Below are 23,296 nucleotides of genomic sequence, written 5' to 3'. Positions count from 1 at the left end.
TGGTGAGCTGTGGGCAGGCGGGGTGAAAGGCCGGATTATGCGTGACAAGGGACCCGGTCTGCTGATGGCGGGGCAGCCGACGGGTGACTGGTCCGGGGGTGTGACGTGGTGGTCTCAGGGTGGCGGAATCCAGCAGCAGGGCAATCCGTTCGAGGTGTGGGACGCGCAGAGGCTGAAGGCGGACGGCTATGAATGGCTGGCGGATTACCGGTCCACGAGCACCTACTGGAAGGCTTTCGATGAGTGGCAGGTCAGTTCGGGAACAGCGGTCAGCGACAAGACGATTGATCTGAAGGCAGCCAGTTACCAGTCCATGAGCCGGATCGAGGGGCGGCTGCTGGCGAATGTCCGGCAGATGCTGCGGTATCAGACTGATGAGGGAACATTTCTGTATACAAATGACCCTGACCACAACCAGAGTGATGAACTTAGGGCCTGTTAGGGCTTGATCCAGTCTGCTGCGGCAGCGATGTGGATGACCGCGAGGAACGACGTTGCTGTTTTTTCGTATCTGGTTGCGACAGCGCGCCACTCCTTGAGGCGAGCCCAGAGGTTCTCGACAAGATGTCGACACCGATAGGCCCATTCTGGGCAGGCGACCGGCCCATCGCGTCGTTTAGCAGGAATGACGGGCCGGGCTCCCATGTCCCATATCCGTTCACGAAAGGCATTCGACGCGTAGCCCTTGTCTGCTACTACCCACAGGGGAATGGCGGGAAGGTTGTCGAGCATGGCTGGTGCCAGGGGCAGTTCATGAGCCTGTCCGGGGGCCAGCGCAAAACCGAAGGCTTTTCCATGTCCATCAGCGATCACGCAGACTTTCGTGCCATAGCCGCCGCGAGAGCGGCCAAGTGCTTCACGATGGTCCCGCTCTTCGAAAGAGGCCCCTTTTTTTGGGCTCCCGCCGCCTTGTGGTGAGCCCTGATGTTCGTACCATCCAGAAAAGTCATTCCGAACGCCACTCCCTGTTGTTCCTGAACCAGTTCGAGCAGGCGTTCCCATACGCCGAGTTTCGCCCAGCGGATGAAAAGCTGCGCCGCCCGCCACCATGGACCCAGTTCAGCGGGGATGCTCCGCCATTTCGCGCCATTCTCATGGCGCCAGAAAATCGCTGCTATCGTCCGCCGCAGATCATGTGGCGGCGTCTTGCCCCTCGGGCGAACCTCCTCAATCAGAGGTTCCCAGATCGCCCATGTCTCGTCCGTAAAGGTGCCTGTTCTGTCTCCTTCTTCCATCCCTACAATATGGGAAGAAATTCAAGATCTAACAGGCCCTAGCTTCCAGAAGGGAAATATAAAGAATTACGTTCTTGACATCGGTGTACCGTCCGAACCGGCCCCGGATCATTGGAGAGCTCTCAAAGCATTGACGGAGGCTAAACGCCGGGTGGCGGCTGACGATCTTCAGACATCCAGAACGATTGATTTCCGTATCTCGGATATCACCTGATCATGAGTGATCTTATTCTTAATTCTACACAAAAATTGGCCAGTATTCTGCGCACACGAAAGTACTTCGCAGTGATCAGTAAGGATCGGTGGGGGGGGGCCGCATTTCTCCAGAACCGGCTGGTCGGCATACTGCGCCCGGAAACAGGCCACTCCGGAATGGATTGGCGCGAATCTGAAAAAATCTCTCCATTCCAGCGTGGATTTCTTTATGAAGCTGGGCGGTTACCCTCTTCCGGAAGATCAACTTCGGGAGGCTGGCAAAGAGTCGAACCGTAAGTCTTCCGCGTTCTGGTCGCAGATCGCGGAAAATTTCGGATTTATGGACGGGATCGTGGCCCGAAAAAAGTCTGCTCTTGTGTTCGTCAACTGGAACAGCGACCTCACGGATCAGGTCCGTCTCGCCGCCTCGCGTGGTTCCGGCACCTCGCACTCCGCATGGTATGAGGGTGAGAATGACGGCAAGGTGTTTCATGTCTCCATCAATGCCAGCGACGAGGAGATGGGGGAGGTCGCCGTCAGGGCGCTGGATGCGTGCAGGCCGAATTATGCGTGACGGGGCGGGCGATCTGAAGACGGCCAGTTACCAGTCCATGAGCCGGATCGAGGGGCGGCTGCTGGCCAATGTCCGGCAGATGCTGCGGTATCAGGAAGACAGCGGCGTTTATCGTTACACTGACAGGCCTCCGGAAACGGAGCTTACTTTTAATAAAACTTCTATCAATCACTATCCTCTGGATTTAGGGCTTCCTTCGGAACCCGAACCGGATCAATGGAAGGCGGTCTGCCTGGCGCTTCAGAAAGCGAAAGAGCGTGTCGCCGCCGATCCGGAAACATCGGCAACGATCGACTTTCAGATCAGGGACATTGCGTGAGCATGGAAAATTCAAATGTCCGTGTGAGAGACCGTATTGCCCAGCTTATCCGCACCCGGAAATATATAGCTGTGATCTGCCATGAACGCTGGGGTGGTTCTTTCTTTTCACGTTCGGGTTCATCTGCATTTATTGCCCGGAAACTCGCCACTCCGGAGTGGATTGGAAAAAATATCCGAAAAGCGCTTTATACCAGTGAGGATTTCAGCGTTAAGCATGAAAATTTTATTCCTTCGGAAAACAATTACACAGAAGCCACAAGGGAATGCGCATATAAATGCCATGCCTTCTGGCTAAAAGTGGCTGAAGAATTTAACTTTAAGGATACAAAGGCAGCAAAATCAAAATCCGCTCTCGTATTTATTCACTGGAGCAGTGACAAGACCGACTAGGTCAAACTCCTGGCCTCCCGTGGTTCCGGCACCTCGCACTCCGCATGGTATGAAGGGGAGAATGAGGGCAAGGTGTTTCATGTCTCCATCAATGCCAGCGATGAGGAGATGGGAGAGGTTGCCGTCAGGGCGCTGGATGCGTGCAGGCCGAATTATGCGTGACGGGGTGAGCGGCATCGGGAGTGGCGAAGCCACGGTGGTTCAGGCGTGGCGGGATATCGTGCTGTCCGGGGAGGCGAATTATCTGAAGGCGGCGCTGAAGAGCGCGCCTGGGCGGGATTTCGCCGAGGGCGACCAGGCCTGGCTGAGCGGGACGGAGGATGCGATCGGCAATGGCGGGCTGAGCGCCGTTCAGGCGTGGCAGGACATTGCGCTGTCTGAGGAGGCGTGGGGCGGGTGGCGGGATGTCTATGCCGGGTGGGGGCAGTTGCCGCCGACGGATGCGGAGCTGACGGTGGCGTCCACGGCGATGTATAATCTCTCGCGGGCCTGGGTTATCGTTCGGGGGCAGAGTGGGGATCAGTTAGCCGGCGAGGCGGCGGGGTATCAGGCTGTCGGGCTGGGCACGGATTTTCAGAACATCGTCGCGCATATTGCCTTTTCAGAAGACATCGCGACGGAGATTCTGGCGGACGCGCTTGTTACGCCGCTGATGGACGGGGCTGTTTCGTCTGACGATGTGCGTGCGCTTGCGGCGCAGGGCGGTTCGGCGGTTCTGGACGCCGCCGCCGATCAGGTGCTTGTCCGGGCGGCGGGGAAGTATCTCGACGGCCATGCGCCCGATCCCTGTGACGATGTCGATCTGTTCAGATCGGTGCATACGGTTGCGGTGCAAAACAGTGACATCGCGGCGGCGAATGTGGCGGCGAATTCCATTCCGGCTTACCGGAACGGCATTGTCTGGAGTTCGGAGAACAAGAGCACGGCGTGGTATGACAGGATCAGACAGCAGGGGCTGCCTTACGAGCCTTATGTCACGCAGCAACTGGGCGGCGGCTATGTCCAGCTCCAGCCGAATTTCCCGGTTTTCGATCAGTGGAATGAAGACGCGGGAATTGCTGTCAGTGACAAGGTGGTCGACACCGCTGGCACTTCCTATCAGCAATATCCTGATACCATTGCCGCCCGAATGCTGGCCTGGGGCGAGAAAATGGTTATGTTCGAAGACGGTGGCGGGAAGGACGCAACCAATTTCGAAGACAATGATATTACCAGCTACTCCTTGTACATGGCCGTCCGGGATGTCGAAACGACCGATGCCGAGTGGCAGGCCATCTGCGAAGGTTATCATGCATTGATGGCATTCATCCCGGCGGAATCAGGTGGAAAACAGATTTCCATTACAATTCACCGGGTTTCCTGACCATGGCAACACGTCTCTCCGAAGGTGAACGAATCAGTTATAAGGTTCCGGTCATCCGACGACCTTTCGGAACACCGAGAAAGCGGGCATGCGTCTTGTGGACCCGAAAGTTTCTGACAATCCATAGTGAAGATATAATGGGTCAGCTTTATTTTTCCGTCGAAGGACATTTCGCCACCGGCGATGAGCCGGTATCCGATGCGTGGATTGCCAAAAATCTGCGGCAGGCGTTGCAGACAAGCAAAATGATTGCCCGTGCCGCCCCTCCCCCTGGCGAAACAATCAATGAAATGGAGCAGCGTTCACACGCGCGCTATGCCGCTTATGCCGAAGAACTGAGAAAACGTTACGGCTATCGCACGGCCGACAGTGTCTTCGCGCAGGCGCTCCAGGTCAGCGTGACGCTTTATGAGGACCTTCTGGTTCTTCGCGCCATGAATCGCCGCCGGGGTGGTATCTGGGTCGCATGGGAAAAAGGTTTTGCGGGCAGGCGTGGCACGAGCAAGCACATCCTGTGCGAGCCGGAGGGGAAATATGTGCGTCTTTCTCCGTCATGCAGTGATGAGGAGCTGGCCCGTGGCGTGCGCGAGATGCTGAGGGCCTGCCGGATTTCCGGAAAGCCGGTCTATGTGGAGCCGGAGGGGCATGAGGGGTGAGCGGAATGACACGGCGGTTCAGGTGTGGCGGGATGTCGAAACGACCGATGCCGAGTGGCAGGCCATCTGTGAAGGCTATCATGCATTGATGGCATTTATCCCGGCGGGATCAGGTGGGAAACAGATTTCTATTACAATTCACCGGGTTTCCTGACCATGGCAACACGTCTCTCTCAAGGCGAACGGATCACCTATAAGGTGCCGGTTATTCGGCCACCTTTCGGCACACCGAGAAAGCAGGCGTGCGTCTTGTGGACCCGAAAGTTTCTGACAATCCATAGTGAAGATATAATGGGTCAGCTTTATTTTTCCGTCGAAGGACATTTCGCCACCGGCGATGAGCCGGTATCCGATGCGTGGATTGCCAAAAATCTGCGGCAGGCGTTGCAGACAAGCAGAATGATTGCCCGTGCCGCCCCTCCACCTGGCGAAACAATCAATGAACTGGAGCAGCGTTCACACGCGCGCTATGCCGCTTATGCCGAAGATCTGAGAAAACGTTACGGCTACCGCACGGCCAGCAGCGTCTTCGCTCAGGCGCTTCAGGTCAGCGTGATGCTTTACGAGGATCTTCTGGTTCTTCGCGCCATGAATCGTGTTCGTGGCGGCCTCTGGTTTGCATGGGACGCTGGTTTTGCGGGCAGGCGTGGCACGAGCAAGCACATCATGTGCGAGCCGGAGGGGAAATATGTGCGTCTTTCTCCGTCATGCAGTGATGAGGAGCTGGCCCGTGGTGTGCGGGAGATGCTGAGGGCCAGCCGGATTTCCGGAAAGCCGGTCTATGTGGAGCCGGAGGGGGCGTGAGGGGCGAGGGGTGAGCGGCAATGACACGGCGGTTCAGGTGTGGCGGGATGTCGAAATGACCGATGCGGAGTGGCAGACCATCTGTGAGGGCTATCATGCGTTGATGGCATTTATCCCGGCGGAATCAGATGGAAAGCAGATTTCCATTACAATTCACCGGGTGTCCTGACCATGGCAACACGTCTCTCCGAAGGCGAGCGGATCACCTATAAGGTGCCGGTTATTCCCAGGCCTTTTGGCACTCCCAGAAAGCAGGCCAGCGTCTTCTGGACCCGAAAGTTTCTGACAATCCAAAGTGAAGATATAATCAGTCATATTTTTTTCTCCGTCGAGGGGCACTTTGCTACCGGCGACGAGCCGGTATCCGATATGTGGATTGCCGAAAATCTGCGGCAGGCGTTACAGACAAGCAGAATGTTTACCCAGGAGACCTTACCTGCGGACAAGACACCGGGTGAACTGATACGATGCTCACGCGCGCGCTATGCTGCTTATGCCGAAGACCTGAGAAAACGTTACGGATATCGCACGACCGACAGCGTCTTCGCGCAGGCTCTCCAGGTTGTCGTCATGCTTTTTGAGGACCTTCTGGTTCTCCGGGCCACGAACCGACGCCGGGGCGGTATCTGGGTCGCCTGGGAATCAGGCTTTGTGGGCAGACGCAGTGCTGGCAAAAGAATACTATGCGAGCCGGAGGGGAAATATCTGCGTCTGTCTCCGTCATGCACGGACGAGGAGCTGGCCCGTGGCGTGCGGGAGATGCTGAGGGCCAGCCGGATTTCCGGAAAGCCGGCCTATGTCGAGCCGGAGGGGGCGTGAGGGGTGTGGGGACATCGGATCAGGTGGCCCGGATCATGGCGGGCCGGGGCGGTTCTGAGCGCGATGGCCGGTCAGGCCGATGTTGAGAACAATATCCGTGATGTCGGACAGGAGAGCGGCAATCAGAACCCGTAATGCGATCCGCATTTCCGGCGGGCTTCATTCCGCTTCCCTTCAGTCAGGCGGAAACGGGAATCCGTGTGGCGGTTGCTGAGGTGACGATTGCTGACAGGGCGGCGTCGATGACGGACCAGTCTCCCGCATGGGCGGTGGCGGCGACGTAGCCGTCCGGACGGATCAGCCAGATGCCTTTTTCGTCTGGCGGCTTCCGGATTTCCGTTTCCAGCAAGGGGGAATAACGTTCGGTCATTGCGCGGGCGTCCGTGTTTTCTGTGGCGGCCAGGGCGAAACGGGGGGTGTTTCCCGTGCTGAAGGGGCTGTCGGCGATAAAGCGCTGGCCCGGACGTGGGCCGTGCAGGGTTCGGGCGGAGCCGGTGCTGAGCGGGCTGTCGGGATAGCCGATCGTGAGTCCGGCGAGGCGGTCGGCGACGGCGTGCTGCACTGCCGGGATGCTGAGTATCCGGTGTGCGGCGAGGCGGCGCAGCAGCCGGGTCAGGCGATTTCTGACCAGCATCACCCGGGTCAGGCGGCCGGAATCGGTCAGGACCTGTCGGGCGACCGCACTGCGTTCGGGGCTGTAGCTGTCGGGAAGTCCTGAGCCGGCCAGCCCTTTTTCAACCAGAGCCAGTTTCCAGGCGAGATTGAAGGCGTCCTGCATGCCTGTATTCATGCCCTGACCGCCGGCGGGGCTGTGGACGTGGGCCGCGTCGCCTGCGAGAAAGACCGGGCCGGCGCGATAGTTTTCAACTTTGCGCTCGTTCACCGCAAATCCGGACAGCCAGACGGGATCGGAGAGAGTCAGGCCGCCCGGTCCGCGCTGCGCGACGATGGCCTGCACATCTTCGAAGGCTGGATGAGGGTTTGTCGCGGAGCCGGTATCGGCGATGACGCGATAGTGGCCGGGTGAGATCGGAAACAGCATGAGCGGGCCATCCTCATGCCAGAAGATCGCCAGATCGGCCGGCGGGATGGTCAGCCCTGCGATATGCACGTCGGCGATCATGAAACCGGTCGGCAGGGTGTCGCCTGCGAATGTCATTCCGAGCGTGCGGCGCACAAGGGAATGGGCGCCGTCGCAGCCGATGAGCCAGCCGGCGTCGATGGTCTCGTCCTGGCCATCGGGATGGCGGACGGTGCAGGAGACGCCGTCGGCGGTTTCGGCGAACCCGGTCAGTTCGGTGCCGCGCATGACTTTTCCGCCCAGCGTTTCGAGATGTGTCTCCAGCAGACGTTCGGTTTCCGATTGCGGCAGGATCAGGAGATATCGGAACGGCGAGTCGATATGATCGACGGTGAGGCGGGCGACGGTGGTGTTGCCGGAATGGATGTCGATAGCGCCGGCTTTCAGGCCTGCGGCGACAAACGCGTCGGCGCAGCTTGCCGATGCGAGAAGTTCGAGTGTCCGTGGCCAGACGGCGAGCGCTTTCGATTTGTCGCTGCGCGCGGGCGCTTTGTCGATGATCCGGACGGGGATGCGGTATCGCGCGAGTTCGGCGGCCATGGTGAGGCCGACGGGTCCGGCGCCGACGACGAGAACTGGTTTTGACATGGCGTTTCTCCGCCGGAGAGCCGGTTTGGCCGGGCTGTCGGAACGGCGGGCGGCCGGTGCCCGTGTTTCGCTCCGGGAGATTTTAACGCTGGTCGGTAAAGGTGGTTTTGTGAGGGGGGTATTTTCCCGTGAACTCTTCTGTAAATTATAAAGAAGTTTTTGGTGAAGCTTTTTTCAAAAAGCTTCGGGGAACACCGCCTTTTTGAAAAAAGGCGACACCCAAAAACTTTTGTTTTTATCAAAGGCTTATTTGCCCGGTGCTTTTTGAAGACCTTTGTATACTTTGCAGATACAGGCTTCTTTTCAGGGCTTTGCCCCGAACCCCACAAAGGGACGCGGTCCCTTTGATCCCGGTTTGTTAATTAAAATGAGGTGAAGGGCAGAGCCCTGCTTTGTCTCCTGCAAAATGCATAGATGCCCCTTAAAAGGACGGGCGGGAAAGTGGAGAGTCTTTCCATGATATGAAACGTCTGAGGCTGCGTTCGGTGTTCTGATTATGCTGACGATGATTTTCCGGAAAGTTTCAGGGGCAGACGGAGTGTCGTCAGGAACAGCAGGGCGTGAAACACGCAGAGCAGGCCGAATGTTTCGGTGAACGCACCTGAAAGGGCATGGGGAATGGCGGTGGCCGGCAGTCGCCAGCCGAGGAAGGTGGCGCAGAGTGTTGTCAGGGTTGGGCCGCCGATGCGCTGCACGATGTTCAGGGCGGTGGTTGCCATGGGGATATCCGGGCGGCTGACGGAGGCGTAGCCCGCGCTCATGGCGGGGATGCCGACCGTGCCTGTGCCGGCGCCTCGCAGGAACAGGGCGATGGCGAGTATGCTGACATTCAGGCCGGTCTGAGCGAGGCCGGCGAGCAGCAATGTGCCGGTCGTGGCGCAGAGCGCACCGCAGGCGGTCAGGCTGCGGATGCCGAAGCGGTCGGTCAGGCGCCCCATCAGGGGGAAGGTGCACATCATGCCCAGCCCGAGCGGGAGCATGAACAGGCCTGTGCGGTCGGGGGAGACGCCGCAGGCATGGATGAGCCAGACCGGCAGCAGCATCTGGCCGGCGAATGAGACGCCGTTCATCAGGAACATGGTCATGGCGGAGGCTGAAAAGGCGGGCACGCGGAACAGCCGCAGATCGATCAGCGCGTGGTCGCCCTTTTGTCGCGCGGAGCGGAAATACAGGATGAACAGCGGCAGCGCCACGCACAGCGCCGCCTGTCCGGCGGGCTGGCGGACATGATCGGTGCCGTAAAGGAACGCGATCAGCGCGGGGGCCAGCAGCGCGAGCCCTGTCATGTCGAGCGGACGGGGGCGCTCGTCAGTCCGGTCATCGGGCAGGAACAGGATGGCGAGCGCCAGGGCCAGCAGGCCGAAGGGCAGGTTGAGAAGAAAGATCCATCGCCAGGATGCGACCGAGAGGATCGCGCCGGCGACGACCGGTCCGAGAAGCGGGGCGAGCAGGACCGGCAGGGTGACGGCGCTTGCGACCCTGGGCAGGTGTCTGCCGGCCACGCGGGCGACCGTCATCTGCGCCATGGGGGCGAGCAGTCCGCCGGCCATGCCCTGCAGAAGACGGAACGCGATGAGTGACGGCGCGGACCATGCCAGGGCGCACAGGCCGGAGGTGAGTGTGAAGGCCGCGAAGCATCCCAGAAAGACCGCGCGGCTGCCGATGCGGCCGACGAGCCATCCGTTCAGCGGCAGGGTCAGGGCGAGCGCCAGCAGGTAGCCGCTGACCACCCACTGGATGACGGAAAACGGCGCGTGCAGTGTCGCGACGAGATCCGGCAGCGAGACGTTCACGATTGTCGCGTCGAGCTGCGCCATGAAGGAGCCGAGCGCTGCGACACTGACGACTTTCCAGATGCCGGCCGGCAGCCGGGCGGCCTCCTGCGATTGCGGCAAGGACGTTGCTTTCAGGGTTGTGGCAGGGCGTGACGGAGCGCCGGAACTGCTGTTCCGTGCCGCGTGTTCCATGCCGGGGCTCCGATGGTTCGGGGCTCAGAGAGCTGGATTCAGGGTTCCAGGGTGATGGCGTCGCCTGTCGTGACGCGTCCGAGCATCGGAAAAATGCTGTCACAGGCGAAGCGCTGCATCTCTTCGGAAAAGGTGGAGGTGAGGTCCGTGGCGATCACCACGTTGTACCCATGCTCATGTGCGGCGCGGGCGGTGGATTCGACACCCATATTCGTTGCGATGCCGCCCAGCACGACCGTGGTGATTCCCCGGCGTCTGAGCTGGAGGTCGAGATCGGTTCCGTAGAAGGCGCCCCACTGCCGTTTTGTGACGCGCAGGTCCGATGGTTCGGCCAGCCCATCGACGAGTTCCGTCCAGTCCGGGGCAAATCCGCCGGGCGGTGGCGTGAAGGGACGATCGATTTCGGTGTGCAGGGCGTCGGCGAAATCGGGGGCGAAGGCGATGTTGACGAGGATGACGGGGGCTCGTGCGGCGCGGAAGCGGGCGGCGAGCTGTTTCGAGCGTTCGACGACCGCCTCGCCTGTGGAGGGGGCGAGCGGGCGGGCGACGATGCCTTTCTGAAGATCGATCAGGATCAGGGCGGTCCCGGGGGCTGAGAGAGAGATCATGACGGTTCTTCCCTGCTGGTTCATGCGGGTTCCGGATCTGTTGTCCAGGTGGAGGGGAGCTGGTAAAATTGAGGATACACTCAAACAGGGGTATTATTTGAGGATGGACTCAAATACGTCAAGTGAGAAACGGGCGACGCTTCAGCCGCGCCGCGCGGCCGGGCGGCAGCGGGTGGCGGAGCTGCTGGCGGCTGCGTCCGGTCTCATGGCGGAGCGCGGGTATGAGGCCACCACCATGGCGGAGATTGCCGCGCGGGCCGGGGCGAAGATCGGCTCTCTCTATCGTTTCTTTCCTGACAAGGAGGCTGTCGCGGAGGCGCTGCTGCAGCAGCATATTGCGGTTCTGCATGAGGAGTATGAGGCGCTGGCGAAGCGGGCGGCAGATCTTTCGCCGGAAGAGCTGGCTGATGTTCTGATCGATCTGATGGCGGAGCTTTATCCGCGGATCAGATCGCTTCCGGCGCTGATGGAGGCCCGTACCGACAGGACGGAGATCCGTGACCGGTCACGCGGGCAGGCTCTGGCGGGTATTTCGGCCGCTCTGCGGGTCTGCGCGCCCGGGCTGGAAGAGCGGGCGGCGGGCGATATCGCGGCGGTTGTTCTGAACAACATGAAGGTCATGCTGGGCATGACTCTGAAGGATGCACCGACGACGCCCGGTGCGCCTGACGAGCTGCGACGGATGAACCGGCTCTATCTTTCATCGCGGCTTGCGCCGTGTCGGGGGACGAAGGCGGGTATTTCCTGACGGTTTTACGGCCTGATGGTTTTATGGCCAGACGGTTTTAAGGCCTGACTGTTTTAAGGACGGGGCGGGAAGTCGCGCGGCAGCATACGTCCGAGGACTTTGTCTTTCAGGATGAACTGGTGGAAAAGGGCCGCCGCGCCATGGCCTGATGCAAGACCAACAATCAGCCAGGCGTTCCGATAATGCAGCATCTGAAGCCATGACACGGTTTCCGCGGGGAACCGCGCGAACGGAGAGGGAATCAGGAGGCCGAAAAAACTCATCGTCTGTCCGGCGCCCCATCGCCAGAGATAACCGAGCGCGATTTCCGCCATGAGCAGGGCGTAGAGCGTGTATTCCACACCGAGGGCGACCATCCGGTCCGCGGGGCGGAGGAGGTCAGACAGGTGCCGGCCTTTCGTCAGGCGCCAGACGATACGGAACGCCATGATTGCGGTCAGGAGGATACCGGCTGTCAGATGCGCAACGACCATCAGGTGATGGACGGGTTTTGATGGCCAGCTCCAGGTTTCGCCGAGCGCGAACTGAAACAGCACCAGAAAAGCGGTCGTCCAGTGAAGGATGATCGTCGGCCTGTCGTAGCGCAGGGTATCGGTGATGTCCGGCACTGGATGAGGCATGCGTGTCCTGGCGAAAATGGGGTCTGAATACTGTCCGGTATCATGCTTTCCTGACAGGACGCTGAACAGAACAGATTTTCCGGATCACGAACTGTATTGAAAATAACTCGCAATATCAGAATAAAATACCTGTTGTGGCGGGGCGGTTCAGCTTCTAATCCTGAACTGTACTTCCAGAGCTGCGGGTCGTCTTATGTCGCGTCTTCACCTTCAGGCCGAACGTCATGCGGTTGAGAAACTGGGATGGCTGCGTGCGGCTGTCCTCGGGGCCAATGACGGAACGCTGTCGACCGGCAGTCTCATTGTCGGGGTCGCCAGTTCCCATGCGACACGTGACAGCATTTTCATCGCGGGTCTGTCGGCGCTTGTTGCCGGCGCCCTTTCGATGGCGGCCGGTGAATATGTTTCGGTCAGTTCTCAGGCGGATTCGGAGCGGGCTGATATTGATCGTGAGAAACATGAGCTGATGACCGACTGGGATGGCGAGGTTGCCGAACTGGCCGGGATTTACCGTGAGAGAGGGCTGGATGCGGATCTTGCACAGAAGGTCGCCCTCGTCCTCATGAAGCATGATGCGCTGGGCGCACATGCGAGGGATGAGCTGGGATTATCCGAAATGACCGCCGCCAGGCCCCTTCAGGCGGCTTTTGCGTCGGCCACGGCTTTTTCCTCGGGCGCTTTGCTGCCTGTGCTGGCGGCGGTTCTGACGCCCGCGGCCTGGGTTTCATGGAGCGTCTCCGTCATTTCCGTCATTGCTCTGGCCATTCTGGGGGTGGTCGGCGCGGTTGCGGGCGGAGCACCGCTTCTGCGTCCCGCATTGCGGGTGACGTTCTGGGGCGTCATCGCCATGCTCGTCACGAGCGGGATCGGTCATCTGTTCGGTGTGTGACGTGTGGTCAGGGATGGGGCCTGACGGAAGTTCCGCTGATGTCCGGGACAACGGGCGTCACAGGAGTGTCAGCAACAGTCGAACAGGGCCAGCTGGGTGCGTTCGGCGGCCTGATCCTGTGCCAGAAGGCCGGAGAGTGTGAGGCCCAGCAGCCGGACGGGCCGGGCCAGCGGGAAGAGAGTTTCCAGCGCGGCGGTGCCTGACAGGAGAAGCTCCGGTTCGCCGGTGACGGGCGTGGTCAGGGAGCGGGCGCGGGTTACGATGCGGAAATCGTTGTATTTCACTTTCACGGTCACGGTCCGGCCGGTCAGCTGTCTTTTGTCGCAGGAGGCCCAGAGTTTCGTTGCGATCGCTTTCAGTTCCGCGCGCAGTTCGTCCTGCGAGGCTATGTCGCGGTCGAATGTTGTTTCGGTTCCGATTGATTTCCGCTGCCGGTCTGGGTTGACGGGGCGGTGGTCAATGCCGCGTGAGATGCCGGCGTAAAATTCGGCCGCGCTGCCGAAATGCGCCCGCAGCGCCTCGACGGGCCATGTGCGCAGATCGGCGCCCGTATGGATGCCGAGGGCGTGCATTTTTCTGGCTGTGGCCGGGCCGATGCCGTGGAAGCGGGCGACCGGCAGGCTGGCGGCGAAGGCGGGTCCCTGCTTCGGCGTGATGACGAACAGGCCGTCCGGCTTGTTCTGATCGGAGGCGAGTTTGGCGAGGAAGCGGTTGTAGGAAACGCCGGCCGACGCCGTGAGTCCTGTTTCCGCCAGGATGTCGGCCCGTATCGCCTCCGCGATGGCCGTTGCCGAGCCGAAGGCGCCGAGATGGTCGGTGATGTCGAGATAGGCTTCGTCGAGCGAAAGCGGCTGGATGATGGGTGTGTAGCGCGCGAAGACGGTGTGGATCTGTGCGGAGACCGCGCGATAGACCGTAAAGCGGGGTGGCACGAAGATCAGGTCCGGGCAGCGGCGCAGTGCGGTCGTCGAGGGCATGGCGGAGCGGACGCCGTAGCGCCGGGCCTCGTAGCTGGCGGCGGCGACCACGCCGCGCGCCTCCCCTCGCCCCACGGCGACGGGCCGTCCGCGCAGCGCCGGATCGTCGCGCTGTTCGATGGAGGCGTAGAAGGCATCCATGTCGATATGCAGGATGCGGCGCATGAGGGGCTGCGGGCGGGATTCCGACATAGGGCGATCCTGCTCGCGAAACGGGAACAAAACAAGATCACGTGGGGCGGTCGTTCCGTGGGGCGGCCGTTGTGAGGCGCCGGTTGTGGTCTGTTTTCACGCTGGTCGGGCAGCCGTTTGTCTGCTCCGGAGCGGCTGCCGGGTCGAAATGGCTGAGGTTCGGTTGAATACGTTCACGCAATATTAAGTGGCAGGGCGTTCAGTCTGGGCTTCATTCCCTGTGCTCTGCATCCTTTGGCCAATGAGGACATCACTTGCGCTGGCAACCTCGCAGACGTGCCGAACCGGCGCGCGGTATCAGAACCGCGGCAACGCTGACGTTTGTTTTCGTGGTGACCGCGACGGTGACGAGAGGTCTGTGCACGGATTCCGAAGGGTACAGCGCGATCTGGCCGGCCAATGCCGTCATGCTGGTCGCGTTGCTAACGCTGCGCGCGCGGCTGGCTCTGGGCGTGCTGGGTGTGTGTTTTGTGCTCAATCTGGTCATCAACACCTTCAGTGGCTTTTCGCTTTCCGAAGCGTTTCTGGCCAGTGCGCTCAATGTGTTCCAGGCCACGGTGGTTGCGTTTTTCACGCGGCGGTTCTGCGGCGGGACGACAGATCTTGCCCGGCTGCCGCGATTTCTGGCGTTTACGATGATTGCGCTGTCTGTATCCGCGATCGAAGCCGGCATCGGGACGGAACTCGAGAGGGTCTGGCTGGGCAGTCCGGTCATAGCCTTCGCGGAGTGGCTGCAGTGGATCCTTTGCGACACCCTTGGCCTTCTGATCGCGACGCCTGTGGTTCTTGCTCTGGCCCGGAACTGGGAAAAGGGCGTTCAGAAATACCGCGTTCTTGCTGAGCCGCTGATTCTGGCGGCGTCGTCCGTCACGCTGACGATCTTTGCGTTCTCTTCTTCCCAGTGGCCGTTTCTGCTTCTGTTGTATCCGGCGCTTGTCTTTCTGGCGTTTCATGCGCATGGCGCTTCGATGAGTATCGCCATGTTCTGTGTTTCGCTCTGCGCTTCGGCGCTGACCGCGCATGGGGTCGGTCCGGTGGCCAGTCTTGAACCCGGCAGTTATTTAATACGCGAGACGATGCTGCAGTCGTATCTGTTCTCGCTTATTCTGACTGTGCTTCTGGTGAACAGTACCATCGGGGAAAACCGGCGCTATACAAGGCGTCTTTCGCTGATGAAGCGCCATCTTGAATATCTTGCGACGCATGATTCCCTGACGTCTCTGATAAACCGGAGCTGTTTTCAGGGCAGGCTGATGGCGGCCCTGGAAAGACGATCATACGGAGCGCTGTTTCTTATCGACGTCGATTATTTCAAGCAGATCAACGACACTTTCGGTCATCACGCCGGCGACGAATTTCTGAAGGAGTTCAGTCAGCGGATGGCTGAGATTCTGAAGGGGCGCAATGCTGCGATCGCGCGCTTTGGCGGCGACGAATTCGCCGTGATAATTCCGGGACATTTTTCCGCCCGGGCCATTGATCATCTGTGCGCGTCGTTCATCAGGGATCTGCTGCTGCATCCTTACCGGCTGGCGGACACTGAATATCACGTGACCACCAGTATTGGCGTGACGCTGTTCGGTCCGAAAGACACGCGCCGGGAAGCGGGGGATATCATGCGACGGGCGGATATCGCGCTTTACGAGGCCAAACGGGCCGGGCGTAACGGCTATCGTCTGTTTCCGGACGGGGACATGCCGGATCTTCTTTCTCATACGGGGGTCAGGCCGGCGGATACGCAGGCTGTTGATGCCTGAGGGGGTGATGTCTGAGGGTGTGGGGGCTTTGATGCTCTGCTGCTGAGGGCAGGTCCGGTGGATGCTGGTGCTCCGGTCGCTTTTTCCTGAATTTCAGTGGGGCTGATCAGGGTTCATTCCGCGTTACGCAGATCATCTGGCTCTGTTCCGGTCATCGCGCTGGTAGCGGGTCCGGACAATTTCAGCCCGGGCCATTGTGATTTCTTCAGGTTGTTGCAAACCGGAAAATCGTAATCGGCTGAAATCACTGGCCTTATTTTATCCGGTCTCTGAATTGCGCGGTTGTGATGAATGCTTCCGGCGAAGGTCAGGCTGATCGCAGGTTAATTTCTTCACACAGCCGTGTTTGTTTTAACGTTTTTTTACTTTGTCTTATGGCGGGAGACGAGATAATATTTATCTGTCTTTGTGACGATATTTATCTTTAATCCTGTTTTTGTTACGAAGTTCTGCCGGCGTGTTCTCAGGAGAATTGTTGCAGGTTTATTTATAAATATTAGTTCAAATCAGTATGTTCGAGGTCTGATAGGTAATGGATACTGAAATCGCCATTATCGGTGCTGGTCCTTATGGCCTTTCTCTTGCCGCTCATCTTCGCGGAAAAGGTTTGAACTTCAGAGTTTTTGGCTCTCCGATGTCTTTCTGGAAAGACAATGTGCCTGCCGATGTTCCGCTCAAGGCGGAGGGGTTTGCACTCAATCTGTTTGAACCGGAACGCAGATTCACTCTGGAACGGTTTTGCAGGACACGCGGATATGCCTACGCACGGATGGGCGTTCCCGTTCCGGCCAGTGTTTTCAGAGAATATGGTGAAGCATTTCAGAAAACCTGTGCGCCGGAAGTTTATCCTTTTAAGGTTACGCATCTTTCCGGCTCGGAGGGATGCTTTACCCTGACGCTGGAAAACGGTCATGTTGTCCGGGCGGCCCGTGTGGTGCTGGCCGTGGGGATCGGGCATTTTGCCTATATGCCGCCGGCGGTGGCGCATCTTCCCGGAAAAAAAGTCAGCCATACATTTAATACTGTTTCCTTCGGACAGTTTCGCGGTCAGCGCGTGGCGGTCATCGGGGCTGGCTCCTCGGCGGTGGATACAGCGTATTTTCTGCATAAGGCGGCTGCGGACGTGGCTCTGTATGCGCGTCGCTCCAAAATCTGGATCAACAACCCTCCTCAGGACATTCGCGGGCTGAAACGTCTTGTCAGGAGTATAAAAAAGCCGCGTTCCGGGCTAGGAACAGGCTGGCGTTCACGTCTGGCATGTGATTTCCCGGATGTTTTTCATCTGCTTCCTGCCCGGTTGCGACTTCTCATCACGAAAAAACATCTTGGACCCGCCGCGTCCTGGTTTACCGGACAGACTGTGCGGGAAGAGGTGCCCATGCACCTCAATATGACACTGGAATCCGCGACCGATACGGAGGACGGTCTGCGTCTGGAATTCAGAAACACGCTTACGGGAGAATTACAGTCCGTAAGGGCCGATCATCTGTTTACCGGGACAGGCGCGCGGATCGATCTGGCGCGTATCCCCTTTCTGGACAAGGCGCTCCTCGCGGCAATCCGCACTGAAGATCATATGCCGGTTCTCTCCGGCGGTTTTGAGAGCAGTGTGCCCGGACTGTATTTCATCGGACCGGCGGCGGCGGGCAGTTTTGGTCCTTTGCTGCGTTTCGCCTGGGGCGCACGGTTTGCGGCGAGGCGGCTGACACGGCGGCTGGCGCGCGCGACCGCGCGGGGACAGCATGTGCGGGCGGCGGGCAGCCATGCCGGTGGAAAGCCGGGGGATGCGGCGACCGGAACTGAATGTTTTGCGTCATGAACAGACGGTTTTCAGTTCTTGTCATCTCTTCCGTATGGTGGGCTGGCGTGACGCGGCTTGTGGATGAATTTATTGAAAACGGCGCGGAAATTCATGCGGTCTGTCCGATCGGCCATTCGCTTCGCTGCCTGAAGGGCGTTGCTTCGTTCCGGACTTATCCCTGCTTTCATGCTGCCTCAGCCTTGTCGGCCTATATTCTCGAAATCCGGCCCGATCTCATCGTTCCGGCGGATGACCGGACTGTCAGGGCGCTTCATGACGTTTTCCGGCACGCGGACACGGAAACAGAGACCGGACGGTTTCTGCGGCATGTGATCGAAAAATCTCTCGGAAAATCGGAATATTTTCCGGACATTGAAATGCGACTGTCTCTTATCGACATTCTGCGGGCCGAGGGGATTGCGACGCCGGCTGCCGCAGAGATTCATTGCGTGGAGGATCTGCGGAAATGGTGCGCGCGGGTGCCGGGGCCGTGGGTGCTGAAGCGTGACCGGAGCTCGGGCGGGTCGGGCGTTACGATCACTGATACGTGGGAGGAGACTGAAAACTGTTTCCGGCGGCTGTCGCGGCCGGTCCGCATGGCGAGCGCATTGCGGGTGCTGCTGGCGGACCGGGATATTTACACGTTCATGGATGCGGCGGTGCGGAAAAACTCCGCTGTCATAGCGCAGGAATATATCGAGGGTATGCCGGCTAATATCATGGCCGCCTGCTCGGAAGGGAAGATACTCGATACTCTGGGGGTTGATGTTGTCTCGTATCAGGGCCGTACCGGCGCGGCGACTGTTATCGCGGTCACGCAATCGGCAGAGATGGAACATGCGGCGCGGGTTGCCTGTGCACGGCTGAAGCTGTCGGGGTTTTTCGGACTTGATTTCGTGCGATCCGCGAAGTCCGGGAGGTATCACCTCATCGAAATGAATCCGCGACTGACCCAGATCGGTCATCTGAACTGCGATGGCCGGACCGTTGGCAGTCAGCTTCTGTTTCATATGCGGGGCGACCGGACTGAAGCCCGGTCTGTGCCACGAAACGCGGTGACGATCGACGGGCGGCGGACAGTCGCTCTGTTTCCGCAGATACTGCGTGCCGGCGATGTGGACATCGCTTCGGCCTGTCCTGATGTTCCGTGGCAAAACCCGAATCTGGTGAGGGAACTTCTGCTTCCGCCCTGGTCGCGCCGGGGTTATATCGCGCGGCTTGAAGAGAAGATCCGGCATGATGTGCCGTATGGCAAAACACTGAAAAGACAGGACGCCGTGAAAAGGCTTCGTGCGCTTGCGTCTGCCGGCTGAACGACGGATGCAGGCAGGCTGTGTGACGGGGTGTTTTTCATAGGCGTTTTGCAGGGGCGTTTTGTATAAGCAGGAATGGCCTGTCTGAGGCGGTTCCCGGGACAATAGTGGTTATGTGACGTGGCGCGCGGGGCGTGTGCTGATCTTTAGCGCTTTCCGTCTGTACAGACTTCCCTGTGGCAGAGCACTGGAAAACGGTGCTTCATATCGCTACATGCGTATCACCATGAATGAAACAGAGTATTCCGCGGCGTCGGCGACGGTTGCGCCCATGCCGATATTGATTGCGCCTCAGGCGATCCTGCGTCAGACGGCGCGTCCTGTGCGGCCGGAGGACATGCCTTCGATCCGTGAGGGGCTGGCGAGCATGTTTTCGGCGATGTATGCGGCGCCGGGGATCGGGCTGGCGGCGCCTCAGGTCGGGATCGGGCTGCGTTATGCGCTGGTCGATCTGGGTGAGGACGAGCAGCGCGATCCGATTGTGATGATCAATCCGGAGATCCTGACGGAGAGCGAGGCGATGGCGCCGCGTGAGGAGGGGTGTCTGTCGCTGCCGAACCAGTATGCCGAGGTGGTGCGTCCGGAGGCGGTGCGGGTTCGCTACACGATGCTGAGTGGCGAGACGTGCGAGCGGGATGTGGACGGGCTGCTGGCGACGTGCATTCAGCATGAGATCGATCATCTGGACGGGATTCTGTTCGTCGATCATCTGTCGGCGCTGAAGCGGAACATGATCATGCGGCGGCTGGCCAAGGAGCAGAAGGCGAAGCGCTGAGGGGGTGTTGTGGCGGGGGCTTTCCGGGGCTCTGCCCCGGGACCTGGCAGGGACCGCAGGCCCCTGCACCCCGGTTTGTTTGAATTAAATGGTTTGCAAAGGTCTGCGACCTTTGCCGGGTCCGGGCAGAGCCCGGAGTTTTGCCGTTTCGGGCGGCGTTTTCCGGGAGAGTAAGGCCGATGCGGCTTGCGTTTATGGGCACGCCTGATTTTGCCGTGCCGGCTTTGTATGCGCTGCATGATGCGGGGCATGAGATTGTCGTGGTTTATACGCAGCCGCCGCGTCCGGCGGGCCGGGGTCAGGCGCTGCGTCCCTCCCCTGTTCAGCATGCGGCGGAGAGTCTGGGCATTCCGGTGCGGTGTCCGGTCCGGGTGAAGAAGAATCAGGACGAGCTGGCGGCTTTTGCGGCGCTGGAACTGGATGTGGCTGTCGTGGCGGCGTACGGGCTGATTCTGCCGGCTGAGATGCTGGATGCGCCGAAGCTGGGGTGTCTGAACATTCATGCCAGTCTGCTGCCGCGCTGGCGGGGGGCGTCGCCGATCCAGAGCGCCATTCTGGCGGGGGATGCGGAGAGCGGCGTGACGATCATGCAGATGGATGTCGGGCTGGATACGGGGGACATGCTGGCCTCGGTGCCGGTTCCCGTCACGACGGAGACGACGGCGAGCTCCCTGCATGACGAACTGGCGGCGCTCGGGGCGAAGATGATTGTCGATGTACTGGCGGAGCGTCCGGAGACGGTGCCGCAGCCTGAGGAGGGCGTGACCTATGCGGCGCGTCTGACGAAGGATGATGGCCGGATCGACTGGCGGCAGCCGGCGGAGGTGATCGATCGTCAGGTGCGGGCGCTGACGCCGTGGCCGGGGGCGTTTACGACGCTGGGCGATGTGGTGCTGAAGATCGGTGCGGTTCAGCCGGTGGGCGCGGTGGATGGGGGGCTGCCGGGCGAGGTCGTGGACGGGGCGCTGACGGTTGCGTGTGGCGGCGGAACGGGGTTGCGGATTGAGCGGCTGCAGCGGCCGGGGCGCGGAATGGTTGAAGCGGCGGCGTATCTGCGGGGGCAGCCGGTGGCGATCGGAACGGTGCTGGGCGGGGACTGAGGTTCTGAACGTTTGCTCAGGGCGCTGCCCTGAAACCCGCAAAGGGGCGCGGCCCCTTTGATCCCGGTTTGTTAAACAAAATGGTTTGCAAAGGTCTGTGACCTTTGCCGGGGGACGGGGGAGAGCCCCGTAAAATCACTGTTTGAAGAGGCGTTACATGACTGACGAGGCCGCTTCGGGCGGGATTCAGCGCTGGGCGGTACGGATTGAGTATGATGGCGCGGCTTATGTCGGCTGGCAGCGTCAGAATAACGGGCTTTCCGTTCAGGAACTGCTTGAGCAGGCGGCGGCGAAGCTGGCCGGGGGACGGGTTGTTCCGTCGACGACGGCGGGGCGGACGGATGCGCGGGTGCATGCGACGGGACAGGTGGCGCATCTCGATTTCCCGGCTGATCTGCCGCTGACGGAGCGGACGGTGCGGGACGGAATTTCATATCATCTGAAGCCGCATCCGGTTGTGCTGCTGCGGGCGGTGCTGGTTCCGCTCACCTGGAACGCGCGGTTTTCGGCCATTCGCCGACGGTATCATTACCGCATTCTCAACCGGAGGGCGCGGCCGGGGCTGGAGGCGAACCGGGTCTGGCATGTGAAGTTTCCGCTGGATGTCGATGCCATGCGGGAGGCGTCCCGCCATCTTCTCGGCCATCATGATTTCACGACGTTCCGGGCGAGCTGCTGTCAGGCGAAGAGTCCGATGCGGACGCTGGAGCGGCTGGATGTCGTGCGGGAAGGTGAGGTGATTTCTCTGTATGTGGAGGCGCGGTCTTTCCTGCATCATCAGGTGCGGAATCTGACGGGCACGCTGCAGCTTGTGGGGTGTGGACGGTGGGTGCCGGATCAGGTGCGCGAGGCTCTGGAGGCGCGGGACCGGCGGGCGGGCGGGCCGACGGCGCCGGCGGAGGGGCTGTGTCTGGCGGGGGTGGATTATGAGCCCGATCCGTTCGGGCCTGATTTGTCCGGATCGGGGGGCTTTTAGTGGTGTCTCCACCCCTGATTGTCGGGACGAATCGGGGGTGACCGGCAGGAGAGTCCGGGAACGATCTGATCAGACCGGGTTCAGGTCCAACTGACGGGTAATCCTGACATACTCATCAACGTAAGTCTGGCTGTTCAGGGACGTTTTCATATAATCCTGTATGTTTTTCACCATCCGGGCGCGCTTTTCTTTATCACTCAAAAGAGTTTGTATAGCCTGGATCAGTGCATCAGCATCATCAGGCGGAACGAAATACACCATGTCATCTGTGAAGTAATCTCTGAGACCTCCGGTATCTGTCACAATACAGGGGACCCCCATGACTCCGGATTCTTCTACGACCGTCAGGCCACTTACATAATTATTACGTTTTAGTGGAACGATAACCAGGATGGCTTTTTCATAAAAGGAAGCCATATCGGCATTAGTCTTCAGTCCGGCAATTGTCATATTCGGATGTTTGTCTGCAATAGCGATTGCAGCGGCATTTTGTGTAGCCAGGAAAAAATTTGTATCTGTCATGCGGGAAGCGCAGGCAGCGAGTGTAGTCCAGTCCCGGGAACGGTCATTCCCTACGGCAATGACATTGCCAGTATCTTTTGGGGAATATGGGACCATTTCATCACACCGGATCCCGAATTTTGTGAACTCGATCCGATTATGCGGAAACATCTTTCTTGCGATATCCGAATTAATCTTACTGTTGAATGTCAGGACATCAACATCCTTTAACAGCCACCGATAAAGTTTTTGCCTGATTCTGTTACGGGGCCACTTGTCAATCAGCCATACGCTTTGCCCGATGACTTTGGGCCGTTTCAGACGCAGCAGTTTCTTTAGCAGCATGACCCCGAGTGTCTGGGCCTCGTTATAAGTCCACACCACGTCCGCTCCGGATTCGATCTGCTTCCGGTTTCTCCATACCTGCACAAAATCAAACCCGAGTATCAGCCTTGCGACGTAACGAACCGATTTCTGCAGCAGGGTCTCTTTTTCGATATCCTCTGAATATGTCACTTTGATATCATCGGAGGCAGCCCGATAATATCCATAGGCATAAGGTTCATTGGTTCCGAGAATCTTTCCCTGACGGAATTTCCCGTTCCAGTTCCCAGCGCCATATCCGTAACTCAGCTGGACAAACACCCTGATCATCATCTACCTCGTTTTGTACTGAATCTTATTAGCGAAACAGTGCAGTTCCAGACTTTAACTTTGTAAAAATTATCGGAAATCCGGATCAGCAGGAGCGCTGTCCCTGCCCTGCCAGCCTGGGCTGACGGCAGTTCCGTCATCCCGGATCGATAAAGAAAGCCGGCAGTTCTGATGGCGAAATCTGCAGAGCGCTGTCGATTTTGTCGCAGGCCATCAATGCTTCGCTTATAGTCACATCCATATCAAGATAACGGTACGTTCCGAGGCGTCCGAGAAAAGAAACCCCTTTTTGCTGCCGGGCGAGTTCTATGTAGCTGTCAAGCATACGTTTTTCGTTAACCTGCCGGATCGGATAATAAGGCACGTCCTCCTGCTCAGCAAGGCGGCTGTAT

General features: G+C 59.4%; 25 protein-coding genes. 17 read left to right on the top strand and 8 right to left on the bottom strand.

The annotated features are described in order from the left end of the window. The first annotated feature begins 37 nt into the window (after nt 1-37). Nucleotides 38-442 carry an endonuclease toxin domain-containing protein gene (locus tag GOB93_RS10925; protein WP_173583540.1) on the top strand — a complete coding sequence of 135 codons (405 nt, stop codon included), beginning with the start codon at nt 38-40 and terminating at the stop codon, nt 440-442. Here the strand turns inward: GOB93_RS10925 and GOB93_RS10920 are convergent. Then, nucleotides 439-1,235, bottom strand: a protein-coding gene (locus GOB93_RS10920; RefSeq protein ID WP_198912689.1) for an IS5 family transposase whose coding sequence is annotated in 2 segments (ribosomal slippage) — nt 439-896 and nt 896-1,235 — 798 coding nt in all. Because the reading frame shifts where the segments join, the coding sequence is not laid out codon by codon here. The two genes, GOB93_RS10925 and GOB93_RS10920, sit on opposite strands and share 4 nt — an antisense overlap. Nucleotides 1,236-1,659: 424 nt before the next feature. Here GOB93_RS10920 and GOB93_RS10915 point away from each other — a divergent pair. The 8 genes from GOB93_RS10915 to GOB93_RS10880 all read left to right on the top strand — a co-directional run bounded on the left by GOB93_RS10915 (nt 1,660) and on the right by GOB93_RS10880 (nt 6,357). After that, complete coding sequence (locus tag GOB93_RS10915) at nt 1,660-2,004, top strand: hypothetical protein (protein ID WP_194300039.1); 345 nt, start codon at nt 1,660-1,662, stop codon at nt 2,002-2,004. After that, complete coding sequence (locus tag GOB93_RS10910) at nt 1,997-2,323, top strand: hypothetical protein (protein WP_173583539.1); 327 nt, start codon at nt 1,997-1,999, stop codon at nt 2,321-2,323. The genes GOB93_RS10915 and GOB93_RS10910 overlap by 8 nt, the downstream gene beginning before the upstream one ends. A gap of 2 nt (nt 2,324-2,325) precedes the next feature. Next, nucleotides 2,326-2,715 carry a hypothetical protein gene (locus GOB93_RS10905; RefSeq protein ID WP_242010706.1) on the top strand — a complete coding sequence of 130 codons (390 nt, stop codon included), beginning with the start codon at nt 2,326-2,328 and terminating at the stop codon, nt 2,713-2,715. Between the two features lie 154 nt (nt 2,716-2,869). Then, the gene (locus tag GOB93_RS10900) at nt 2,870-4,078 is read left to right on the top strand and encodes an endonuclease toxin domain-containing protein (protein ID WP_173583538.1); all 1,209 of its coding nucleotides are present in this window, start codon (nt 2,870-2,872) and stop codon (nt 4,076-4,078) included. A 137-nt stretch (nt 4,079-4,215) separates the two neighbouring features. Beyond that, nucleotides 4,216-4,734: a hypothetical protein gene (locus tag GOB93_RS10895; protein ID WP_173583537.1), complete on the top strand. Its 519-nt coding sequence runs from the start codon at nt 4,216-4,218 to the stop codon at nt 4,732-4,734. 291 nt (nt 4,735-5,025) lie between these two features. After that, complete coding sequence (locus GOB93_RS10890) at nt 5,026-5,538, top strand: hypothetical protein (RefSeq protein ID WP_173583536.1); 513 nt, start codon at nt 5,026-5,028, stop codon at nt 5,536-5,538. A 10-nt stretch (nt 5,539-5,548) separates the two neighbouring features. Continuing rightward, nucleotides 5,549-5,707, top strand: a complete 159-nt coding sequence (locus GOB93_RS10885; protein ID WP_173583535.1) for a hypothetical protein — start codon at nt 5,549-5,551, stop codon at nt 5,705-5,707. A gap of 2 nt (nt 5,708-5,709) precedes the next feature. Next, the gene (locus GOB93_RS10880) at nt 5,710-6,357 is read left to right on the top strand and encodes a hypothetical protein (protein ID WP_173583534.1); all 648 of its coding nucleotides are present in this window, start codon (nt 5,710-5,712) and stop codon (nt 6,355-6,357) included. A gap of 178 nt (nt 6,358-6,535) precedes the next feature. On the opposite strand, the gene GOB93_RS10875 is transcribed toward GOB93_RS10880, so the two are convergent. The 3 genes from GOB93_RS10875 to GOB93_RS10865 all read right to left on the bottom strand — a co-directional run bounded on the left by GOB93_RS10875 (nt 6,536) and on the right by GOB93_RS10865 (nt 10,601). Next, a complete protein-coding gene (locus GOB93_RS10875; protein WP_173583533.1) occupies nt 6,536-8,026 on the bottom strand; it encodes an FAD-dependent monooxygenase in 1,491 nt (496 codons plus the stop codon). Nucleotides 8,027-8,520: 494 nt separating this feature from the next. Beyond that, the gene (locus GOB93_RS10870; protein WP_173583532.1) at nt 8,521-9,993 is read right to left on the bottom strand and encodes a DHA2 family efflux MFS transporter permease subunit; all 1,473 of its coding nucleotides are present in this window, start codon (nt 9,991-9,993) and stop codon (nt 8,521-8,523) included. A 38-nt stretch (nt 9,994-10,031) separates the two neighbouring features. Next, the gene (locus GOB93_RS10865; protein WP_173583605.1) at nt 10,032-10,601 is read right to left on the bottom strand and encodes a hydrolase; all 570 of its coding nucleotides are present in this window, start codon (nt 10,599-10,601) and stop codon (nt 10,032-10,034) included. Between the two features lie 103 nt (nt 10,602-10,704). On the opposite strand from GOB93_RS10865, the gene GOB93_RS10860 reads away from it, so the two are divergent. Continuing rightward, nucleotides 10,705-11,349, top strand: a complete 645-nt coding sequence (locus GOB93_RS10860; RefSeq protein WP_173583531.1) for a TetR/AcrR family transcriptional regulator — start codon at nt 10,705-10,707, stop codon at nt 11,347-11,349. A gap of 53 nt (nt 11,350-11,402) precedes the next feature. On the opposite strand, the gene GOB93_RS10855 is transcribed toward GOB93_RS10860, so the two are convergent. Beyond that, nucleotides 11,403-11,969 carry a cytochrome b gene (locus GOB93_RS10855; RefSeq protein WP_173583530.1) on the bottom strand — a complete coding sequence of 189 codons (567 nt, stop codon included), beginning with the start codon at nt 11,967-11,969 and terminating at the stop codon, nt 11,403-11,405. Nucleotides 11,970-12,162: 193 nt separating this feature from the next. Between GOB93_RS10855 and GOB93_RS10850 the strand changes: the two genes are divergently transcribed. Continuing rightward, entirely contained in the window at nt 12,163-12,858 is a 696-nt protein-coding gene (locus tag GOB93_RS10850; RefSeq protein WP_173583529.1) for a VIT1/CCC1 transporter family protein, read from the top strand. Nucleotides 12,859-12,926: 68 nt separating this feature from the next. On the opposite strand, the gene dinB is transcribed toward GOB93_RS10850, so the two are convergent. After that, nucleotides 12,927-14,027, bottom strand: coding sequence for a DNA polymerase IV (gene dinB / locus GOB93_RS10845; RefSeq protein ID WP_173583528.1), 1,101 nt, complete (start codon nt 14,025-14,027; stop codon nt 12,927-12,929). 254 nt (nt 14,028-14,281) lie between these two features. Between dinB and GOB93_RS10840 the strand changes: the two genes are divergently transcribed. From GOB93_RS10840 to truA, 6 genes are all read left to right on the top strand, one after another. Beyond that, entirely contained in the window at nt 14,282-15,784 is a 1,503-nt protein-coding gene (locus GOB93_RS10840) for a diguanylate cyclase domain-containing protein (RefSeq protein WP_173583527.1), read from the top strand. Nucleotides 15,785-16,316: 532 nt separating this feature from the next. After that, the gene (locus tag GOB93_RS10835; protein WP_173583526.1) at nt 16,317-17,603 is read left to right on the top strand and encodes an NAD(P)-binding domain-containing protein; all 1,287 of its coding nucleotides are present in this window, start codon (nt 16,317-16,319) and stop codon (nt 17,601-17,603) included. Beyond that, on the top strand, nt 17,600-18,898 hold the full coding sequence (locus GOB93_RS10830; RefSeq protein ID WP_173583525.1) for an ATP-grasp domain-containing protein: 1,299 nt from the start codon (nt 17,600-17,602) through the stop codon (nt 18,896-18,898). The genes GOB93_RS10835 and GOB93_RS10830 overlap by 4 nt, the downstream gene beginning before the upstream one ends. 226 nt (nt 18,899-19,124) lie before the next feature. Continuing rightward, nucleotides 19,125-19,673 (top strand): peptide deformylase, encoded by a 549-nt coding sequence (def, locus tag GOB93_RS10825; RefSeq protein ID WP_173583524.1) that lies wholly within the window; start codon nt 19,125-19,127, stop codon nt 19,671-19,673. A gap of 179 nt (nt 19,674-19,852) precedes the next feature. Next, nucleotides 19,853-20,773, top strand: a complete 921-nt coding sequence (gene fmt, locus GOB93_RS10820; RefSeq protein WP_173583523.1) for a methionyl-tRNA formyltransferase — start codon at nt 19,853-19,855, stop codon at nt 20,771-20,773. Between the two features lie 157 nt (nt 20,774-20,930). Next, the gene (gene truA, locus GOB93_RS10815) at nt 20,931-21,749 is read left to right on the top strand and encodes a tRNA pseudouridine(38-40) synthase TruA (RefSeq protein WP_173583522.1); all 819 of its coding nucleotides are present in this window, start codon (nt 20,931-20,933) and stop codon (nt 21,747-21,749) included. 69 nt (nt 21,750-21,818) lie between these two features. Here the strand turns inward: truA and GOB93_RS22125 are convergent, their stop codons facing one another. Beyond that, nucleotides 21,819-22,895 (bottom strand): glycosyltransferase, encoded by a 1,077-nt coding sequence (locus GOB93_RS22125; protein WP_173583521.1) that lies wholly within the window; start codon nt 22,893-22,895, stop codon nt 21,819-21,821. Between the two features lie 145 nt (nt 22,896-23,040). After that, nucleotides 23,041-23,296: UDP-galactopyranose mutase (locus GOB93_RS10805; RefSeq protein ID WP_277877251.1), on the bottom strand; the 256-nt coding region annotated here is incomplete at its 5' end.

Origin of the sequence: Acetobacter musti, assembly GCF_011516835.1 — a bacterium.
Taxonomy (GTDB): domain Bacteria; phylum Pseudomonadota; class Alphaproteobacteria; order Acetobacterales; family Acetobacteraceae; genus Acetobacter; species Acetobacter musti.
Note: the sequence above shows the minus strand (reverse complement) of the source record. Positions and strands in the feature narration are given on the sequence as shown.